The 15,094-nt window shown below is 63.3% G+C and carries 15 protein-coding genes; 6 read left to right on the forward strand and 9 right to left on the reverse strand.

Going from position 1 to position 15,094, the window contains the following annotated elements; translation table 11 throughout:
- The first annotated feature begins 553 nt into the window (after positions 1 to 553).
- Together GA0061098_RS26105 and GA0061098_RS26110 are read left to right on the forward strand one after the other, a co-directional pair.
- A complete protein-coding gene (locus GA0061098_RS26105; protein ID WP_091963315.1) occupies positions 554 to 1,135 on the forward strand; it encodes an SRPBCC family protein in 582 nt (193 codons plus the stop codon).
- Positions 1,136 to 1,137: 2 nt separating this feature from the next.
- Entirely contained in the window at positions 1,138 to 2,091 is a 954-nt protein-coding gene (locus tag GA0061098_RS26110; protein WP_091963318.1) for a YVTN family beta-propeller repeat protein, read from the forward strand.
- Between the two features lie 72 nt (positions 2,092 to 2,163).
- On the opposite strand, the gene GA0061098_RS26115 is transcribed toward GA0061098_RS26110, so the two are convergent.
- Entirely contained in the window at positions 2,164 to 2,805 is a 642-nt protein-coding gene (locus GA0061098_RS26115; protein WP_091963321.1) for an HAD family hydrolase, read from the reverse strand.
- Between the two features lie 70 nt (positions 2,806 to 2,875).
- Between GA0061098_RS26115 and GA0061098_RS26120 the strand changes: the two genes are divergently transcribed.
- Positions 2,876 to 3,082: a DUF433 domain-containing protein gene (locus GA0061098_RS26120; RefSeq protein ID WP_091963324.1), complete on the forward strand. Its 207-nt coding sequence runs from the start codon at positions 2,876 to 2,878 to the stop codon at positions 3,080 to 3,082.
- 131 nt (positions 3,083 to 3,213) lie between these two features.
- Here GA0061098_RS26120 and GA0061098_RS26125 read toward each other — a convergent pair whose 3' ends face one another.
- From GA0061098_RS26125 to GA0061098_RS26145, 5 genes are all read right to left on the reverse strand, one after another.
- The gene (locus GA0061098_RS26125) at positions 3,214 to 3,777 is read right to left on the reverse strand and encodes a DinB family protein (protein WP_091963327.1); all 564 of its coding nucleotides are present in this window, start codon (positions 3,775 to 3,777) and stop codon (positions 3,214 to 3,216) included.
- A 122-nt stretch (positions 3,778 to 3,899) separates the two neighbouring features.
- Positions 3,900 to 6,875: an excinuclease ABC subunit UvrA gene (gene uvrA, locus GA0061098_RS26130; protein ID WP_091963330.1), complete on the reverse strand. Its 2,976-nt coding sequence runs from the start codon at positions 6,873 to 6,875 to the stop codon at positions 3,900 to 3,902.
- A 286-nt stretch (positions 6,876 to 7,161) separates the two neighbouring features.
- Positions 7,162 to 7,908, reverse strand: coding sequence for an outer membrane protein (locus GA0061098_RS26135; protein ID WP_091963692.1), 747 nt, complete (start codon positions 7,906 to 7,908; stop codon positions 7,162 to 7,164).
- A gap of 223 nt (positions 7,909 to 8,131) precedes the next feature.
- Positions 8,132 to 8,806, reverse strand: coding sequence for an outer membrane protein (locus GA0061098_RS26140; protein WP_091963333.1), 675 nt, complete (start codon positions 8,804 to 8,806; stop codon positions 8,132 to 8,134).
- A 234-nt stretch (positions 8,807 to 9,040) separates the two neighbouring features.
- Positions 9,041 to 9,790, reverse strand: coding sequence for an outer membrane protein (locus GA0061098_RS26145; RefSeq protein WP_091963335.1), 750 nt, complete (start codon positions 9,788 to 9,790; stop codon positions 9,041 to 9,043).
- Positions 9,791 to 10,237: 447 nt separating this feature from the next.
- On the opposite strand from GA0061098_RS26145, the gene GA0061098_RS26150 reads away from it, so the two are divergent.
- Both GA0061098_RS26150 and GA0061098_RS26155 read left to right on the forward strand, forming a co-directional pair.
- On the forward strand, positions 10,238 to 10,735 hold the full coding sequence (locus GA0061098_RS26150) for a single-stranded DNA-binding protein (RefSeq protein ID WP_091963338.1): 498 nt from the start codon (positions 10,238 to 10,240) through the stop codon (positions 10,733 to 10,735).
- A 193-nt stretch (positions 10,736 to 10,928) separates the two neighbouring features.
- Positions 10,929 to 11,111 carry a hypothetical protein gene (locus GA0061098_RS26155; RefSeq protein WP_091963341.1) on the forward strand — a complete coding sequence of 61 codons (183 nt, stop codon included), beginning with the start codon at positions 10,929 to 10,931 and terminating at the stop codon, positions 11,109 to 11,111.
- A gap of 343 nt (positions 11,112 to 11,454) precedes the next feature.
- Here the strand turns inward: GA0061098_RS26155 and GA0061098_RS47265 are convergent, their stop codons facing one another.
- The 3 genes from GA0061098_RS47265 to GA0061098_RS26170 form a co-directional block, all read right to left on the reverse strand.
- Entirely contained in the window at positions 11,455 to 11,655 is a 201-nt protein-coding gene (locus GA0061098_RS47265; RefSeq protein ID WP_347337541.1) for a hypothetical protein, read from the reverse strand.
- 96 nt (positions 11,656 to 11,751) lie between these two features.
- Positions 11,752 to 12,627, reverse strand: coding sequence for an SDR family NAD(P)-dependent oxidoreductase (locus tag GA0061098_RS26165; RefSeq protein WP_245323585.1), 876 nt, complete (start codon positions 12,625 to 12,627; stop codon positions 11,752 to 11,754).
- A 45-nt stretch (positions 12,628 to 12,672) separates the two neighbouring features.
- Positions 12,673 to 13,770 carry an alkene reductase gene (locus tag GA0061098_RS26170; RefSeq protein ID WP_165637607.1) on the reverse strand — a complete coding sequence of 366 codons (1,098 nt, stop codon included), beginning with the start codon at positions 13,768 to 13,770 and terminating at the stop codon, positions 12,673 to 12,675.
- A 101-nt stretch (positions 13,771 to 13,871) separates the two neighbouring features.
- Here GA0061098_RS26170 and GA0061098_RS26175 point away from each other — a divergent pair, with 101 nt between their 5' ends.
- Positions 13,872 to 14,747, forward strand: a complete 876-nt coding sequence (locus GA0061098_RS26175) for a LysR family transcriptional regulator (protein WP_091963350.1) — start codon at positions 13,872 to 13,874, stop codon at positions 14,745 to 14,747.
- Positions 14,748 to 15,094: the final 347 nt, after the last annotated feature.

Here is a 15,094-nt window from a genome sequence, read left to right on the forward strand (position 1 = left end):
GGCCTTCCCTGCGCAGTGGCTTTACGGCTTATGTCGTGCTCTCCCCGGGGAGCGATGCACTATTGCCCCCGTCGCCTTGCGGATGGCTGATGCGCGCGCCCGGTCGGGCCGCAACATCACCGCAACACTTGGCGCACAGACCCCGGGCGCCAGGACCACACGATTTTGCCGTACGCAGGCTGCACCGGTCGTGTGCGCGTTAGTCCTTGCTCACGGTGTGACCCGCCCTGCAACCACCTTCGCGCCGACGCCGCCTGCGTCCACCACGTCCCATCCCGCGTGTCGTGACGATCGCGATGCGCCCCTCGGCCGGGTTGGGATAATCGTCTATACGATAATCCGAAGTTCTGATAAAGAGAAATATTTCGATTCGGCGGCGTTGACCCTTCTATGGGTGTTTTGCCCGCCAGGAAGCGCAACAGCTTGTGGGGCGTACCAAGCTCCGCCGCAACGGCGCCACGAACCGGTCTCCCCTCGGCCCCAAAATACGCTAGGATGGCCGCAGCGCGCATTCCAAGTCGCGCACGATCAACTGGACGTATGAGGAAACGAGATGAGGGTGACGATTGGACGGCGCACGGCCATGGCTGCGGCGCTGGCTGTGGTTGGGGCGGCAGGCTTGACGGCGACCTTGGGTCCGGTTTTTTCACCGGCGGCCTGGGCGCATGGGCCGACCCGGCAGAAGGTGCGGGAATCCATCGAGATCAACGCGCCGCAGGACAAGGTCTGGGCCGCGATCCGCAACTTCCAGGACATGGGCTGGCTTCCGCCTGTCACCAAGACCACCGGCGAGAAGGGCAACGAGATCGGCGCAACGCGCCAACTGACGCTGACGGGCGGGGCGACTGTCGATGAGGAGCTCTACAAATACGAACCCGACATGATGAGCTATTCGTACCGGATTACCAAGGTCGACGTGAAGGTGCTGCCGGTGACCAATTATTCCTCGACGTTGACGGTGTCGCCGGCTTCCGACGGCAAGTCCAAGCTGGAATGGACCGGGGCGTTCTACCGCGGCTTTCCCAACAACGATCCGCCGCCGGAGCTGAGCGACGAGGCCTCGGTGAAGGCCGTGAGCGGGCTCTACAAGACCGGCCTCGAAGCCCTGAAGAAGAAGATCGAGAGCGGTAGCTGATCGTGCGGATGCTGGTTCTGGCGGCGCTCGCCGCCAGCCTTTGTCATGCCTGCCTCGGCAGCGCCGCTGCCGAGGAGGCGTTCGTCACCAACCAGCTCAGCGACGATCTGATGGTCGTGGATCTCGCCACTTCGCGCGGCGTCGCGATCATCCCGATCGGCGGCAAGCCGGCGGGCGTTGCCGTCAGCGCCGACGGGCGGTTTGCCTATGTGACGAGCCCCGATGCCAAGGCGGTGACGGTGGTGGACGCGGCCGCGCGGCAGGTGACGGGGCGGATCGAGGTCGGCGGCGGACCGCTCGGCATTGCGGTGGCGCCCGATGGCAAGACCGTCTATGTCGCGGACTGGTACGCGGCGGCGGTGCGGGTGATCGATGCGACCTCGCGCAGCGTCATGGCCAGCATTGCGGTCGGCGCCTCGCCGTCGGGCCTTGCGGTGACGCCTGACGGCAAGCTGCTGCTCTCGGCCGACCGCGACGACGACAGCGTCTCGGTCGTGGACACGACGACACGCCAGCGCAAGGCGACGATCAAGGTCGGCACCCGACCATTCGGCGTCACCATCGATGCTGAGGGCAAGCGCGCCTATACCGCCAATGTCGGCTCCGACGACGTCTCCGTGATCGATATTGCAGAAGCGCGCGAGATCGGCCGCGTGCCGGTCGGCATGCGGCCCTATGCGGTGGCGCTGACGCTAGGCCGCGGCTTCGTCACCGACCAATATGGCGGCACCGTCAGCGTGTTCGATCTGGCGAGCCTGAAGCCGATCAAGCGCATCAATGTCGGCGACTATCCCGAAGGCATCGCGGCGACCGCCGACGGCAAGCGCGTCGTCGTCGCGTGCTGGGAGAGCAACACGCTAAACATCATCGACGCGACTGATCTGAAGGTGATCGGCGAGATCAAGACCGGCGACGGCCCGCGCGCGTTCGGGGCGTTCTTGCGGAGGACGGAGTAGGGTGTGTAGGGCGGATTAGCGAAGCGTAATCCGCCATCTTGCATCGACGATCGATCGGCGGATTACGCTTCGCTAATCCGCCCTACGATGGCGGCACACCGCGTCCGCAATCTCGTCCATCCGCCCAAACACATGATCCGGCCCCAGCGCCCGCAGCGCTGCCGGTGCCGCATAGCCCCAGCACACCGCGCCGCAGGCAATCCCGACGCTGCGTGCCGCCTCGATGTCGCGGACCTCGTCGCCGATCGCGATGACCTGGCCCAGCTCCACGCCGGCGCGGCGGATGACCCGGCGAAATTTTGCGGGCTTGCCGAACAACGACGCTGCGCAGTCGAAATGCGAGAACAGCGCGGCGGCCTCGCCAAGCTTCTCGCGCGCATTGGCCTCGCTGTCGGACGTCACCAGCGCGAGCTGCACGCCGTTGTCCGCCAGCGTCCGCAGCATCGCCTCGACGCCCGCAAACAGCGATATCTCGCTAGCTGCCTCTCCCTTCAGCCGCCGAGCATGCCGCGCGATTGCCGGTAGCTTCCAAAGCGGCACCTCGAGCCGGGAGAGGATCTCCCGCGTCGAGGCATGCCGCAGCTCCTCGATGTCCTCATCCCGCACCCGGCAAAAGCCGAAGCGGTCGGCGATGTCGTTGACGGTGCGCAGGAACCACGGAAAGCTGTCGGCCAGCGTACCGTCGAGATCGAAGATGGCGAGGGCGTAGGGCATGAGCTGAGGGTGGAGTTCGCTAACAAGAAAGATCGGACGTACTATTATTCGGCGGACTTCGAGGACAGCCATGCGGCACGAGCGGACCGAAATCAACCCGGAGATCATGGACGGCAAGCCCGTGATCCGCGGAACGCGTGTGCCGGTCGAGTTGGTGTTGCGCGAGCTGGGCGCGGGCATGACCATCGAGGCCATCATGTCGGAGCCCCCGCGGCTTACGGTTGACGATATCCGGGCGGCCCAAGCCTTTGCGTCGCCGAATTCGCTGCCAGTCTGAGTGACATGGAGGTAATTGCGCTGGCGTCCAGGGAAGGGCGGCTTAGAGCTTCTTGGCTCCGTGAAAATGCAAGCTGGAACCGCGGAAAGCTGTCGCCAAGCGCTGTCGAGATCCAAGATGATGTTACGCCGCTAGGACTTCCACACTGTCTCCTCGGTCCAGCCAAGCGCAGCGAACTCGGCGGCCCGGAGCGGGGCTTCTCCCTCGGCAAAGAACTCGTCGAGCTGAGGCGGGGCGACGGCCGTCTCGGACAGCATGGCGTGCGCCTGTCCGCGATGATGGATCTGATGCTGGAAGAGATGCATCAGGAGCCGGTCGCGGCGCTCGGTCTGCACCTGCGTGTCGCGATTGATCTTCACGATGTCATCGAGTCGTGCTGGCGTCAGCGTATCGCAGATGGCGATCAGCCGCTTGTCGATCGCAGCTTGAGCGGGCTTCAGCGCGGCAGGGGAAGGGTACGGCACCTCGTTTTTCCAGGCCGCCGGTCCGAGCCAGCCACCCTCCAGTGCATCGATATAGAAGAGATCGATGACATAGATATGGTTCAGGGTGCGCTGCAGGCTCGGAAAGAAGCCGGTGCGGTGGGCTTCGAATTCAGCCTGGGACAGCGCGTCGCAAGCCGAGAGCAGCCGATGGTTGGCCCAGGCATTGTTGTGGGCGAAGGCGCGGTAGGTCTGCACAAGGCCTGCGGACATGTCGGTCCTTCTCTGGAGTCTGCCAGTTCGTTGGTTACGACGCGTAACTTACGGTCTCGCGGGAAGAGCAGTGGCGCAATTACCTTCACTCATCCGCGCCCGACCGCTTTGATCCAACGTTGCTACTCCGCCGCCTCGCTCGTGCTCCTTCGCTTCGGCTTCCTCGCCTTCTTCAACACCGGCTCCAGAAACTTGCCGGTGTAGCTCCGCGGCGCCTTCGCGATGTCTTCGGGCGGGCCCCAGGCGACGATTTCGCCGCCGCCGTCGCCGCCTTCGGGGCCGAGGTCGATGACCCAGTCGGCGGTCTTGATGACTTCGAGATTGTGCTCGATCACGACGACGGTGTTGCCCTGCGCGACCAGCTCGTGCAGCACTTCCAGCAGCTTTTTGACGTCGTGGAAATGCAGGCCGGTGGTGGGCTCGTCCAGGATGTAAAGCGTGCGGCCGGTGGCGCGTTTGGACAGCTCTTTTGCCAATTTGACGCGTTGCGCTTCACCGCCCGAGAGTGTTGTCGCCTGTTGGCCCACGTGAATGTAATCGAGGCCGACGCGGTGCAAGGTTTGAAAAGTCTCGCGCACGCGCGGCACTGCCTTGAAGAACTCGGCAGCTTCCTCGACGGTCATATCGAGCACGTCGGCGATGCTCTTGCCCTTGAACAGGACCTCCAGCGTCTCGCGGTTGTAGCGCTTGCCCTTGCAGACGTCGCAGGTGACGTAGACGTCGGGCAGGAAGTGCATTTCGATCTTGATGACGCCATCGCCCTGGCAGGCCTCGCAGCGGCCGCCCTTGACGTTGAAGGAGAAACGGCCGGGCTCGTAGCCGCGCGCCTTGGATTCGGGCAGGCCGGCGAACCATTCGCGGATCGGCGTGAAGGCGCCGGTGTAGGTCGCGGGGTTGGAGCGTGGGGTGCGGCCGATCGGCGACTGGTCGATATCGATGATCTTGTCGATGTGCTCGAGGCCCTCGATGCGGTCGTGCGGGGCCGCGCCCTCGCTGGCATTGTTCAGCTTGCGGGCGATGGACTTGTAGAGCGTGTCGATCAGCAGCGTCGACTTGCCGCCGCCGGACACGCCGGTGACGGCGGTGAACAGGCCGAGCGGAATTTCGGCGGTGACGTTCTTGAGATTGTTGCCGCGCGCGTTGACCACCTTGATGGTGCGGCGGTGGTTCGGCGGGCGCCGCTCCGGCACCTCGACCTCGAGCTCGCCGGTCAGGTACTTGCCGGTCAGCGATTTCGGGTTGCGCATGATCTCGGCGGGCGTGCCTTCGGCAATGATGTTGCCGCCATGCATGCCGGCGCCGGGGCCGATGTCGAGAACATGGTCGGCGAGCAGGATAGCGTCCTCGTCATGCTCGACCACGATCACGGTGTTGCCGAGGTCGCGCAGCCGCTTGAGTGTGTCGAGCAGGCGGGCGTTGTCGCGCTGGTGCAGGCCGATCGAGGGCTCGTCCAGCACGTAGAGCACGCCCGTCAGGCCCGAGCCGATCTGCGAGGCCAGGCGGATGCGCTGGCTCTCGCCGCCGGACAGCGTGCCGGAGGAGCGGGACAAAGTGAGATAGTTGAGGCCGACGTCGAGCAGGAAGGTCAGGCGCTCGCGGATCTCCTTGAGAATGCGTCCGGCGATCTCGTTCTGCTGCGCGTTCAGCGCCTCAGGCACGGTCTCGAACCATGCACCGGCGCCCTTCACGGACAGCTCGGAAATCTCGCCGATGTGCTTGCCGCCGATCTTGACGCAGAGCGCCTCGGGCTTGAGCCGAAAGCCCTTGCAGCCCTCGCAGGGCACGTCGTGGAAATACTTCGCCAGCTCCTCGCGCGCCCACTCGCTTTCCGTTTCACGGTAGCGGCGGTTGATGTTGGTGATGACGCCTTCGAACGGCTTCTTGGTGTCGTAGGAGCGCACCCCGTCCTCGTAGGAGAACTTGATCTCGTCCTCGCCGGAGCCGTGGAGGATGGCGTTCTGCGTCTTCTTGGCCAGGTCCTTCCACTTGGTGGTCAGCGTGAACTTGTAGTGCTTGCCGAGCGCGGTCAGCGTCTGCACGTAATAGGGCGAGGAGGATTTTGCCCAGGGCGCGATCGCGCCCTTGCCGATGGCGAGCTCCTTGTCCGGAATGACGAGGTCTTCGTCGACATGCTGCTCGATGCCGAGGCCGCCGCAGGCCGGACACGCGCCGTAGGGGTTGTTGAACGAGAACAGGCGCGGCTCGACCTCGGGAATGGTGAAGCCGGAGACCGGGCAGGCGAACTTTTCCGAGAACAGGATGCGCTCGGGTCCGCTCTTGTCGTGGATCTTGGCGGTCTTCTTCTTCTCTTCGGCGGGAGCCGCCGCCGGCGCGTCGGCGAATTCGACGACGGCGAGGCCTTCGGCGAGCTTCAGCGCGGTCTCAAAGCTCTCGGCGAGGCGCTGGCCGATGTCGGCGCGCACCACGATACGATCGACCACGACGTCGATGTCATGCGGGAATTTCTTGTCGAGCGTCGGCGCTTCGGCGAGCTCATGGAAAGTGCCGTCGATCTTGACGCGCTGAAAGCCCTTCTTGAGCCATTCGGCGAGTTCCTTGCGGTACTCGCCCTTGCGGCCGCGCACGACGGGCGCGAGCAGATACAGGCGCGTGCCCTCGGGCAGCGCGAGCACGCGGTCGACCATCTGCGAGACGGTCTGGCTCTCGATCGGCAGGCCCGTGGCCGGCGAATAGGGCACGCCGACGCGCGCCCAGAGCAGGCGCATGTAGTCGTAGATCTCGGTCACGGTGCCGACGGTGGAGCGCGGGTTCTTCGACGTCGTCTTCTGCTCGATCGAGATCGCCGGCGACAGGCCGTCGATCTGGTCGACGTCAGGCTTCTGCATCATCTCGAGGAACTGGCGCGCATAGGCCGACAGCGATTCGACGTAGCGGCGCTGGCCCTCGGCGTAGATGGTGTCGAAGGCGAGTGAGGATTTGCCGGAGCCGGAGAGACCGGTGAACACCACCAGCTTGTCGCGGGGAATCTCGACGTCGATGTTCTTGAGGTTGTGCTCGCGCGCGCCACGGATCGTAATTGCGCGCAGGCTGGAGCCCGCGTTCTGTTGTTGGCGCTTCGCCTTGATCACTTCATCCATCCGAGTTGCCCTCAAGGAATCCCATGGGTGCGCGACCGCGCCAATAAAAAAGGCGCGCTCGCCCGGAACCGGGATCGGCGCCGATGGGGTTGTCAGCGAACGTAGGAAGAACGGAGACGGATTTCCAGTGGGACTTGCGAATCGTCAACGGAATGTTGGCGCGCTGGCGGCATCTGGCAGCAGGGGCTTTGCGGAACTTCGCGGCAAGGTGCCGCGAAAACAAAAAGGCCGGCGCGAGGCCGGCCTTTCGTGACGATGCGACGTCGGTAGCGATCAGGACTTCAGATCAATACCGGGCGACCACGGGGCCGCCGAAGGTGTAGTTGAGGCGGACGGTGCCCATGTCGACGTCCTGCTTGATACGGTCGATGCGGTCGTTGACGCCGAGGATCGTGAACGAGTTGTTGCGCTTGCCCATGAACAGATGGTCGTATTCGATCGCCACGGACCAGTTCGGTGCGAAGCCGAATTCGATGCCGGTGCCGACCGCGCCGCCCCAGCGGGTCTCGCTCGCGCTATCGAGGACGACGCCGCCCAGCAGGCCGTTATATTTGGCGTGCGTGACGGCCGCACCGCCCTTCACGTACCAGAGCACGTTGTTCCAGGCATAGCCGACCTGGCCGGTGAACAGGCCAATCGCATCGATCTTGGACTGGTTGACCAGCGGTCCAAGCACCAAGCTCGTATTCGAGCCCTTCAGGTTGGCCCAGTCGCCCTGAGCTTCGAGGCCGAACACCCAGTTGGCCGACTGCCAGCGATAACCGACTTGGCCACCGACGACGCCGCCGGTCGCATTGTGACAGCCTTCAGCCGTGTCCGGACCCGCAACACCGAAGATATTGTTGACGTCCCAGCAGTTGCGGCTCGAGGCGCCGCCGCCGTTGATACCGATGTAGAAACCGCTCCAATTGTACATCGCGATCGGCGCGACCGGAGCCTTGGTGTAGGGGCGGGCCGCCAAATCGGCCGCCGAGGCCGGTGCCAACGCGCTGAGTGCGAACAAGCTGGCCGAAGCCAGCAAAAGCTTCTTCATATCCATTCCCCAGTTCCCGTTCCTCGTTCTGACCTTCCGGAAAGCGGAAGAGCCAGCGGACCTATGACCCGACTAATGTCATTGGTTTACACCATTAAAGCCAAAGGTTGTGTCACCCGGGCGCCACATCTCTGCGAAAACGCGAGCGAGCCGGTTGGCGCGCAAAAAACAAAAAGGCCGGCGCAAGGCCGGCCTTTCGTAACGCGAGGCGTTGAAGTGTAGCTTAGTACTTGGCGACCACGGGGGCGCCGAAGTGATAGTTCACGCCGACCTGCACGGTGTGGAAGTTGAGCGTGCCGGTGGTGATCGGAGCGCCGAGACCGGAGAAGTAGGTCTCGCCGCCGAGGCTGCGATAGAGGTACTCGCCCTTGACCGACCACTGCGGAGCGAAGAACGCCTCGACGCCGGCGCCGACGGTCCAGCCCGAGTGGAACTTGCTGTCGGAGACAGTCACGCCGAGCGCGCTGACGCTGACCTTGTTGTCGATCCAGGCGTAACCACCGGTGCCGTAGAACAGCACGTTGTTGACGGCCCAGCCGATGCGGCCACGGACGGTGCCGAGCGCGTCGGTCTTGGACGACACGGTGATGCCGAGAGCGGTCGCCGAGGCGCTGACGTCAGCCCAGGAACCATCGGCCTCGATGCCGAACACGACGTTGCCGGCCTGCCAGTTGTAGCCGGCGGTGCCGCCGACGAAGCCACCCTTCATCTTCGGGTCGCCGGACGCGTTTTCCCAGGCGCCGCCACCGACGATACCGAGGTAGAAGCCGGTCCAGTTGTAGACGGCAGCTGCCGGAGCGATCGGAGCCTTGGTGTAGGGGCGGGCTGCGAGGTCGGCCGCCGAAGCGGGCGCAGCGAGAGCGAACAAACAGGCCGAAGCCAACAAAACCTTCTTCATTTTCAACTAATCCCAGTCCCAGTTTCTGTTGTTGCCTTCCTGACCGGAAGGGCAGCGGACTCAACGGCCCAACTAACGCCGTGCTTACACCACTAAAGCCGCAAGTTGTGTCTCCGAAAAGCCACATCGGTCGAAAAGGTGATGGTTACTGACTTATTGCCTCCACTCATGTCGCGCCAAACGAAAAAGGCCGGCGCGAGGCCGGCCTTAGACTTCAACGATGTCAGAGGGATATCAGTACCGCGCGACGCCGGCCGCACCCCAGTTGAAGTGATAATTCACACCTGCCTTGACCGTGTGGACGGTATCGGTCCACTCGGACCGGTTGGTCACGACGGGGCTGTACTGAATCGTGCTCTTGCCGAAGTCGATATAGTTATATTCGACCTTGGCCGACCAGTTCGGAGCGAACATGTATTCCGCGCCGGCGCCGACGGTCCAACCCCAGCGGGTGTTGTTCTGGATGAAGACGTTTCCGGGGATGCCATCGTAGCGATGCTGAATGTCGCCGACCGCAGCGCCGCCGCTGACGAAGAAGAGAGCGGGGCCGGTCGAGTAGCCGAGACGGCCCTTGATGTCGCCGAAGCCACGGATTCTCGTGAAATAGGTGTCGCCGAGGCCGGCATTGATCTCGGCAGAACGACCGTTGATGTCAGCCCAATGATAGTCGCCCTCGATGCCGAACACCCAGTTGGCCGCCTGCCAGTTGTAGCCCACCACGCCACCGACAAAGCCGCCGGTGGTGTCGTAGTTCTGACTTCCAGCAAACAGCGCCGTATTCGGACCGCCAAAGAAGGTTTCGTCGCTGCGGCCCCAGGCACCGCCGCCCTGCACACCGAGGTAGAAGCCGGTCCAGGTATAGATCGGAGCGGGCGGCGCGACCGGGGCCTTTGTATAGGGACGGGCTGCAAGGTCGGCAGCACCGGCCGGAGCCGAGAGGGTCAGCGCAACCGCGCCGGCAAAGCCAATCAGAATCTTCTTCACTGTAATCTCCCCAGTCGTGTCCGCCTTTTGAGTTCCCCAAGGCGGACTATCAGGCGCGAGGCCCATTGCATCAATTCCAGGCACGACGATAGCTCGATTCTGCGGCAGAGTCCGTGCCCGGAGTGCAACAGTTGGGTGTAATCGACCTACCTCTAACTTAATGAATGTTAAGTGGTTTTTACCGTTCACGGGAACCCGATTTGGTTCCATCCCAATTGCCATCACAGCGCCATTTAGACGCCATCCCGTCTCCACATTTGGCGGCGATTTCTGCAGGAACAAATCTGGAACGGATCGCCGGTCGGTGCTATATGTGGGGATAACCTTGGGGGTGACGGGCTGAGCAGCCCCTGCAAGCGTATAGGGTCGCCTTAACAGGGCGCAGAGGAACGCGGGCAGCGCGCTCGGCCTTAGGAAATTCAGTGGCATTCGGAGTGGAGAGCGGCGATGGCGGGAAGCGTCAACAAGGTCATTCTGGTTGGAAATCTCGGCAAGGATCCTGAAATCCGCCGCACCCAGGACGGGCGGCCGATCGCGAATCTGAGCATCGCCACCTCCGAGACCTGGCGCGACAAGAACAGCGGTGAGCGCAAGGAAAAGACCGAGTGGCACCGCGTCGTGATTTTCAATGAAGGGCTCTGCAAGGTCGCCGAGCAGTACCTGAAGAAGGGCGCGAAGGTTTACATCGAGGGCGCGCTCCAGACCCGCAAATGGACCGACCAGAGCGGCGTCGAGAAGTACTCGACCGAGGTCGTGCTCCAGGGCTTCAACTCGACGCTCACGATGCTCGACGGCCGCAGTGGCGGCGGTGGAGGCGGCAGCTTCGGCGACGAGCCGGGCGGCGATTTCGGCTCCTCCGGACCCGTCAGCAGCGCACCGCGCCGTCCCGTGGCCGCCGGCGGCGGTGGCCGCAACAGCGACATGGACGACGACATCCCGTTCTAGAACTGAGGAAGCGAAAATCTGTAAACTAAGGCAGATTTTCAGCAGTCCTTTCAATGGCATGTCACCATTTGCAAGTGGCCGAGATGTAAACTCGCGCCGCTTGCTAGAACCAAGGAAGACATTCCCGTAAAGTCCAGCGCGCTTGCTTTGCGGACTCAATGCCTTGCGCACGACGAGTCGAGTAAAGATAATCATGCGCCGGCGCCCCGACGACGTGGTCCTGCCGGAGATGTGCGCACGGCTGGCGGACTTCGTCGTCAGCATGACCGACGGAATCAAGGTTCGCAGCAACCCGATGAACGAGGGGCTGAAGAAGGAAGAGGAGCCCGTCTTCCTGGCCGCGATCGCGCCCGGTCACCGAGTGTCGCGCGGGTAATCCGGGTCCATTAGACCCGGGCAGTCCGGCTTCCATTGGTCGACCCAATCCTCACGAAGTGCCCGCCGGCCCCGTTTCCTCGGCGGACTTATCCAGAGATGCCATTCGTACCCGCCCTCGTCGGCGTAGAGACGTGCTGAAGCATCGGCGACCGTGCGCCGAGCCATCCCGCACTCGGTTCTCGGCCTGCGCGGCCCTTCCGCCGTGCAGGCGACGACGACGTTCTGCGGGAATCAGAGGGCATTCCGGGGGGATCAGGCCGACCATCGGGTTAGCATCGTTGCGTGCCGTAGGTGTTCGCGTGCCGAGGGTCCGGATGGCCGATTCCACCGCAAAGGTAAAATCAGCTTACGCATCGAGTCCTTGGAAGAAGGACGTGACGGCGAAGCGGTCGAAAACCCGAAGGGGACGGATGTCGACCGGTGTCCGGAGGCTGGGTCCGGCCGCCGCTCAAGGCCAGAAGCTGGTCGCCCATGTCGATGAACGCCATGTCCATGCGTCCATGCGCGTCCTTGTGGCTGCCCCGGAGCTCGAACGAGAAGATGCTTCCATAGAATTCGAGAGCCGCCTCGACGTCCCCCCACTTCGAGGGCGATGTGGTTCAGGCCGACCAGACGAGCCTTGGAGTTGGTCATGATCGCTATCCTCCCTTTGCCTGGCTGGAGATCGCGCGAGCCACCAACTGCAGGGAAGCTGCGGTCAGCGCTTCCGCATGCTTCGGATCCTTCGCGGATGGACTTGCCAGGATCGCCTGGGCTTTGTTGTTGAACATGGCGCCGCTGCGACCCTCGAGCTCCCGCGACACCAGCAGGGGCGCCATGCGGTCGGCGTAGGTCTCCGGAGCGATGGTCATGAACCCGGTCAACCATTCCATCACGCCGAGGAGCGCCCGCGACCCGAAGAGATTCGCGCGGATGTTCGTTTTCACGAAGCCGGGGTTGAGGCCGAAGAAGTCGATGCGGGGATAGCGCTTGGCGGCTTGGAGCACCAAGACTTCGTTGCCGGCGACGGTGTTCGAGTGCGCGGAGAAGCGCTTGTATGCGCGCTCGGAATTCAGGTCCTCGACGACGGCCTTTTGGTCTGTGCCAGGGAAGCCCATGATGAAGACGCGCGGCTTCACACCGCTTTGTGCGCGGTCCTTGCCCTGTCGGGGCGCGATCTCGTCGAGCATGGCGAAGCGGTTCAGATAGCTCACCGCGAGATCGCGCTCGATGCCCTCCGCCGTGACCTCTCGTTTCGGTCCGGCCATGATGCCGGTCGTGAAAATCACGATGTCCGCGGACTCGACGGGGAGTTCGGCCGCCACGCGCTTCGCTTCCTTGATCGAGCTCAAGTCCGCCTTGACGAACGAGATGCCCGGCACGTTCTGGTCGCGGAAGGCTTGACCGACGACGATCACTTGCGCCCCATTGGACGCGAGTCGCCGGCTGAGCGCTCGGCCGATACCGCCCGTACCGCCGATTACCGTGATGTTCGTGCCGCCGAGCTCCAGGCCTTCGGCCGGCGGCAGCTTCAACGGCAGGTTCTTGTCGAGTTCTGCGCTTTTCATGCTGCTTGTCCTCTAAGTGTGTGATCCAAAACCGCTCAAGGCGAGCGCGGCGGTGTCGAGAGTGGGATAGTCGGTGTATCCCTCGGCGCCGCCGCCGAAGAACGTGTTGCGGTCAGCTTCGTTCATGGCCGCAACCGATTTCAGACGCTCGACGAAATCCGGATTGGCGAGGACAAGCTGGCCGTAAGCTTCGAGATCGGCGAGACCGGTGGAGATGTCGGAGCCGATCCGCTCGCGCGGCCGTCCCGGCCGATTCACGATCAGCTTGTTGCTCCAGAGCTTCCGCAGGTCGGCCAGGAGGTCGTCGTTGCCCTGGTGCATGACGTGCAGGTAGGCCAGGCCGAGCTTGTCGAGGCTGGCGACGAGATGGCGATAGAGGGCGGGGCCGTCAGCGCCTTCGTCGATCCCCCACATCGTGATGCCCGGAGACAGTCGGATCGCGGTCTTGTCCGCTCCGATCTCGTCGGCGATCGCGGTCGCGACCTCGATGGCGAACCGGGCGCGGTTCTCGATCGAGCCGCCATATTCGTCGGTTCGGACGTTCGAACTGGGCGCGATAAATTGCTGGACGAGGTAGCCGTTCGCGCCGTGGATCTCGACGCCGTCGGCGCCTGCAGCGATCGCGTGCCGTGCGGCGTTCCGAAAGTCATCGACGGTGGCGCGCACTTCTTCGGTCGAGAGGGCACGGGGCGTCGGAATGTTCTGCATGCCCGTCGGCGTAAACATCGGGGCCCCGGGCGCGATGGCCGAAGGCGCAACGCCCTGGCGATGATGGGCCGTGTTGTCCGGATGCGACATGCGCCCGGCGTGCATGAGCTGGATGAAGATGCGGCCGCCCTTGGCGTGGACGGCATCCGTCACCTTCTTCCAGCCGGCGACATGTTCGGCCGTGTAGATGCCCGGAGTGGTCATGTAGCCCTGTCCATCGTCCGATGGCTGGGTGCCCTCTGCCACGATCAGGCCGACGCCGGCCCGCTGGGAATAATAGTCGGCTGCAAGCGCACTGGGGACGCCAGCCGCATCAGCGCGCGAACGGGTCATGGGCGCCATGACAAGTCGGTTGGGAAGGTCGAGGGCACCTACGCGAACGGGGTCGAAAACCGGGGTCATCTCAAACTCCTTATCGATGGGGTGATAAGGAAATGGGCCTTCCATTAAGTGGAATAAATCCTATGTAATGGAAAGGATTGATCCATTAGTGGCATAATAGAATGGAACTTCTCAACGACATGGCGTTGTTCGTCGAGGTCGTGAAGGCGCGAAGCTTTCGCGGCGCAGCTGAAACGCTCGGAATTCCGAACTCGACGTTGTCCCGACGGATCGGCTTGCTGGAGAAGGAGATCGGGCTTCGTCTTCTGCACAGAACCACCCGCAGGATCGAGCCGACGGAGGCCGGTCAGATCTATTTCGAGCGCAGCAAGCGGATCGTCGAGGAAGCCCGTCTGGCCCATGAGCACTTGGGCGAGATGCTGGCGCAACCGAGCGGGCTGTTGCGCGTCTCGCTGCCGGTCGACTTCGCGAACACCTATCTCGCGCCCTTGATCACAGAATTTGCCCAACGATATCCCGACATCACGTTCGAGTTCGATCTCACGCCGCGGCGCGTCGATCTGGTGACGGAGCCGTTCGACCTTGCGATCCGGGTAGGCGAGTCCGAGCCGTCCCATTTGATCGCGCGGCCGCTGGCGCGCTTGTCGGCCAATCTTTATGCCTCTCCGGCCTATCTCGAGCGGTGCGGCGAGCCCAAGGAGCCGGCGGATCTCTCGCGTCACCAGTGTCTGCGCATGATGAAGACGACCACATGGACGCTGCACCACGGGACGCGGACGGAGGTGGTCGATATCGATGGTCGCTTCAGCCTCAACAGCGTCGGAATGATCCGCCGTCTCGCGACGCTGGATATGGGCATCATCTTCATGCCGGAAGAGATTGTGTCCGAGGACCTGGCGGATGGTCGCTTGCGGCGTATTTTGCCTGGGTGGCACAGCGCGCCGAGCACGATCTATGCGATCACCGAGACCCGACTGCTGCCCGCGAAGACGCAGCGCTTTATAGAGTTTTTGCGCGAGCGGCTCAGCCGAAGTTGATGCGGCATTCGGCCCGTCCGTAGTCCGCCAATGTTGACAAACCCCTTGGACGAAGAACGGTTTTCGGTGTCATATCAACGACTAACACACACAGTTGACAGTCCTTCCTACACTTTACCGTTCTGAGCACGGACCGGACGATCGGGGGGGGCGCTGGCCGGCTGAGCGGCGCTTCCCATTTCGTGTCAGCAAGCCTTACTAATCGGCAGAAAGGGCTCGGGATTTCCGGGCCCGCTTCATGTTTGGGTTGAACTCGGATTGCGCCGGGCCAAACACCTCGAGGGGGCGCGTTGGTCGCGCGATTGACGAGGTCCCAGAGGCGATTTCGGAAGGCCTGTTCCAGGTCC

This window comes from Bradyrhizobium shewense (assembly GCF_900094605.1).
Classification (GTDB): Bacteria; Pseudomonadota; Alphaproteobacteria; order Rhizobiales; family Xanthobacteraceae; genus Bradyrhizobium; species Bradyrhizobium shewense.

Bases quoted from the DNA above. Each gene is read 5' to 3' on its own strand.
- GA0061098_RS26105 (WP_091963315.1), top strand. From the start codon at position 554: ATGAGGGTGACGATTGGACGGCGCACGGCCATGGCTGCGGCGCTGGCT.
- GA0061098_RS26115 (WP_091963321.1), bottom strand. From the start codon at position 2,805: ATGCCCTACGCCCTCGCCATCTTCGATCTCGACGGTACGCTGGCCGAC.
- GA0061098_RS26120 (WP_091963324.1), top strand. From the start codon at position 2,876: ATGCGGCACGAGCGGACCGAAATCAACCCGGAGATCATGGACGGCAAG.
- GA0061098_RS26125 (WP_091963327.1), bottom strand. From the start codon at position 3,777: ATGTCCGCAGGCCTTGTGCAGACCTACCGCGCCTTCGCCCACAACAAT.
- uvrA (WP_091963330.1), bottom strand. From the start codon at position 6,875: ATGGATGAAGTGATCAAGGCGAAGCGCCAACAACAGAACGCGGGCTCC.
- GA0061098_RS26135 (WP_091963692.1), bottom strand. From the start codon at position 7,908: ATGAAGAAGCTTTTGCTGGCTTCGGCCAGCTTGTTCGCACTCAGCGCG.
- GA0061098_RS26140 (WP_091963333.1), bottom strand. From the start codon at position 8,806: ATGAAGAAGGTTTTGTTGGCTTCGGCCTGTTTGTTCGCTCTCGCTGCG.
- GA0061098_RS26150 (WP_091963338.1), top strand. From the start codon at position 10,238: ATGGCGGGAAGCGTCAACAAGGTCATTCTGGTTGGAAATCTCGGCAAG.
- GA0061098_RS26155 (WP_091963341.1), top strand. From the start codon at position 10,929: ATGCGCCGGCGCCCCGACGACGTGGTCCTGCCGGAGATGTGCGCACGG.
- GA0061098_RS26170 (WP_165637607.1), bottom strand. From the start codon at position 13,770: ATGACCCCGGTTTTCGACCCCGTTCGCGTAGGTGCCCTCGACCTTCCC.
- GA0061098_RS26175 (WP_091963350.1), top strand. From the start codon at position 13,872: ATGGAACTTCTCAACGACATGGCGTTGTTCGTCGAGGTCGTGAAGGCG.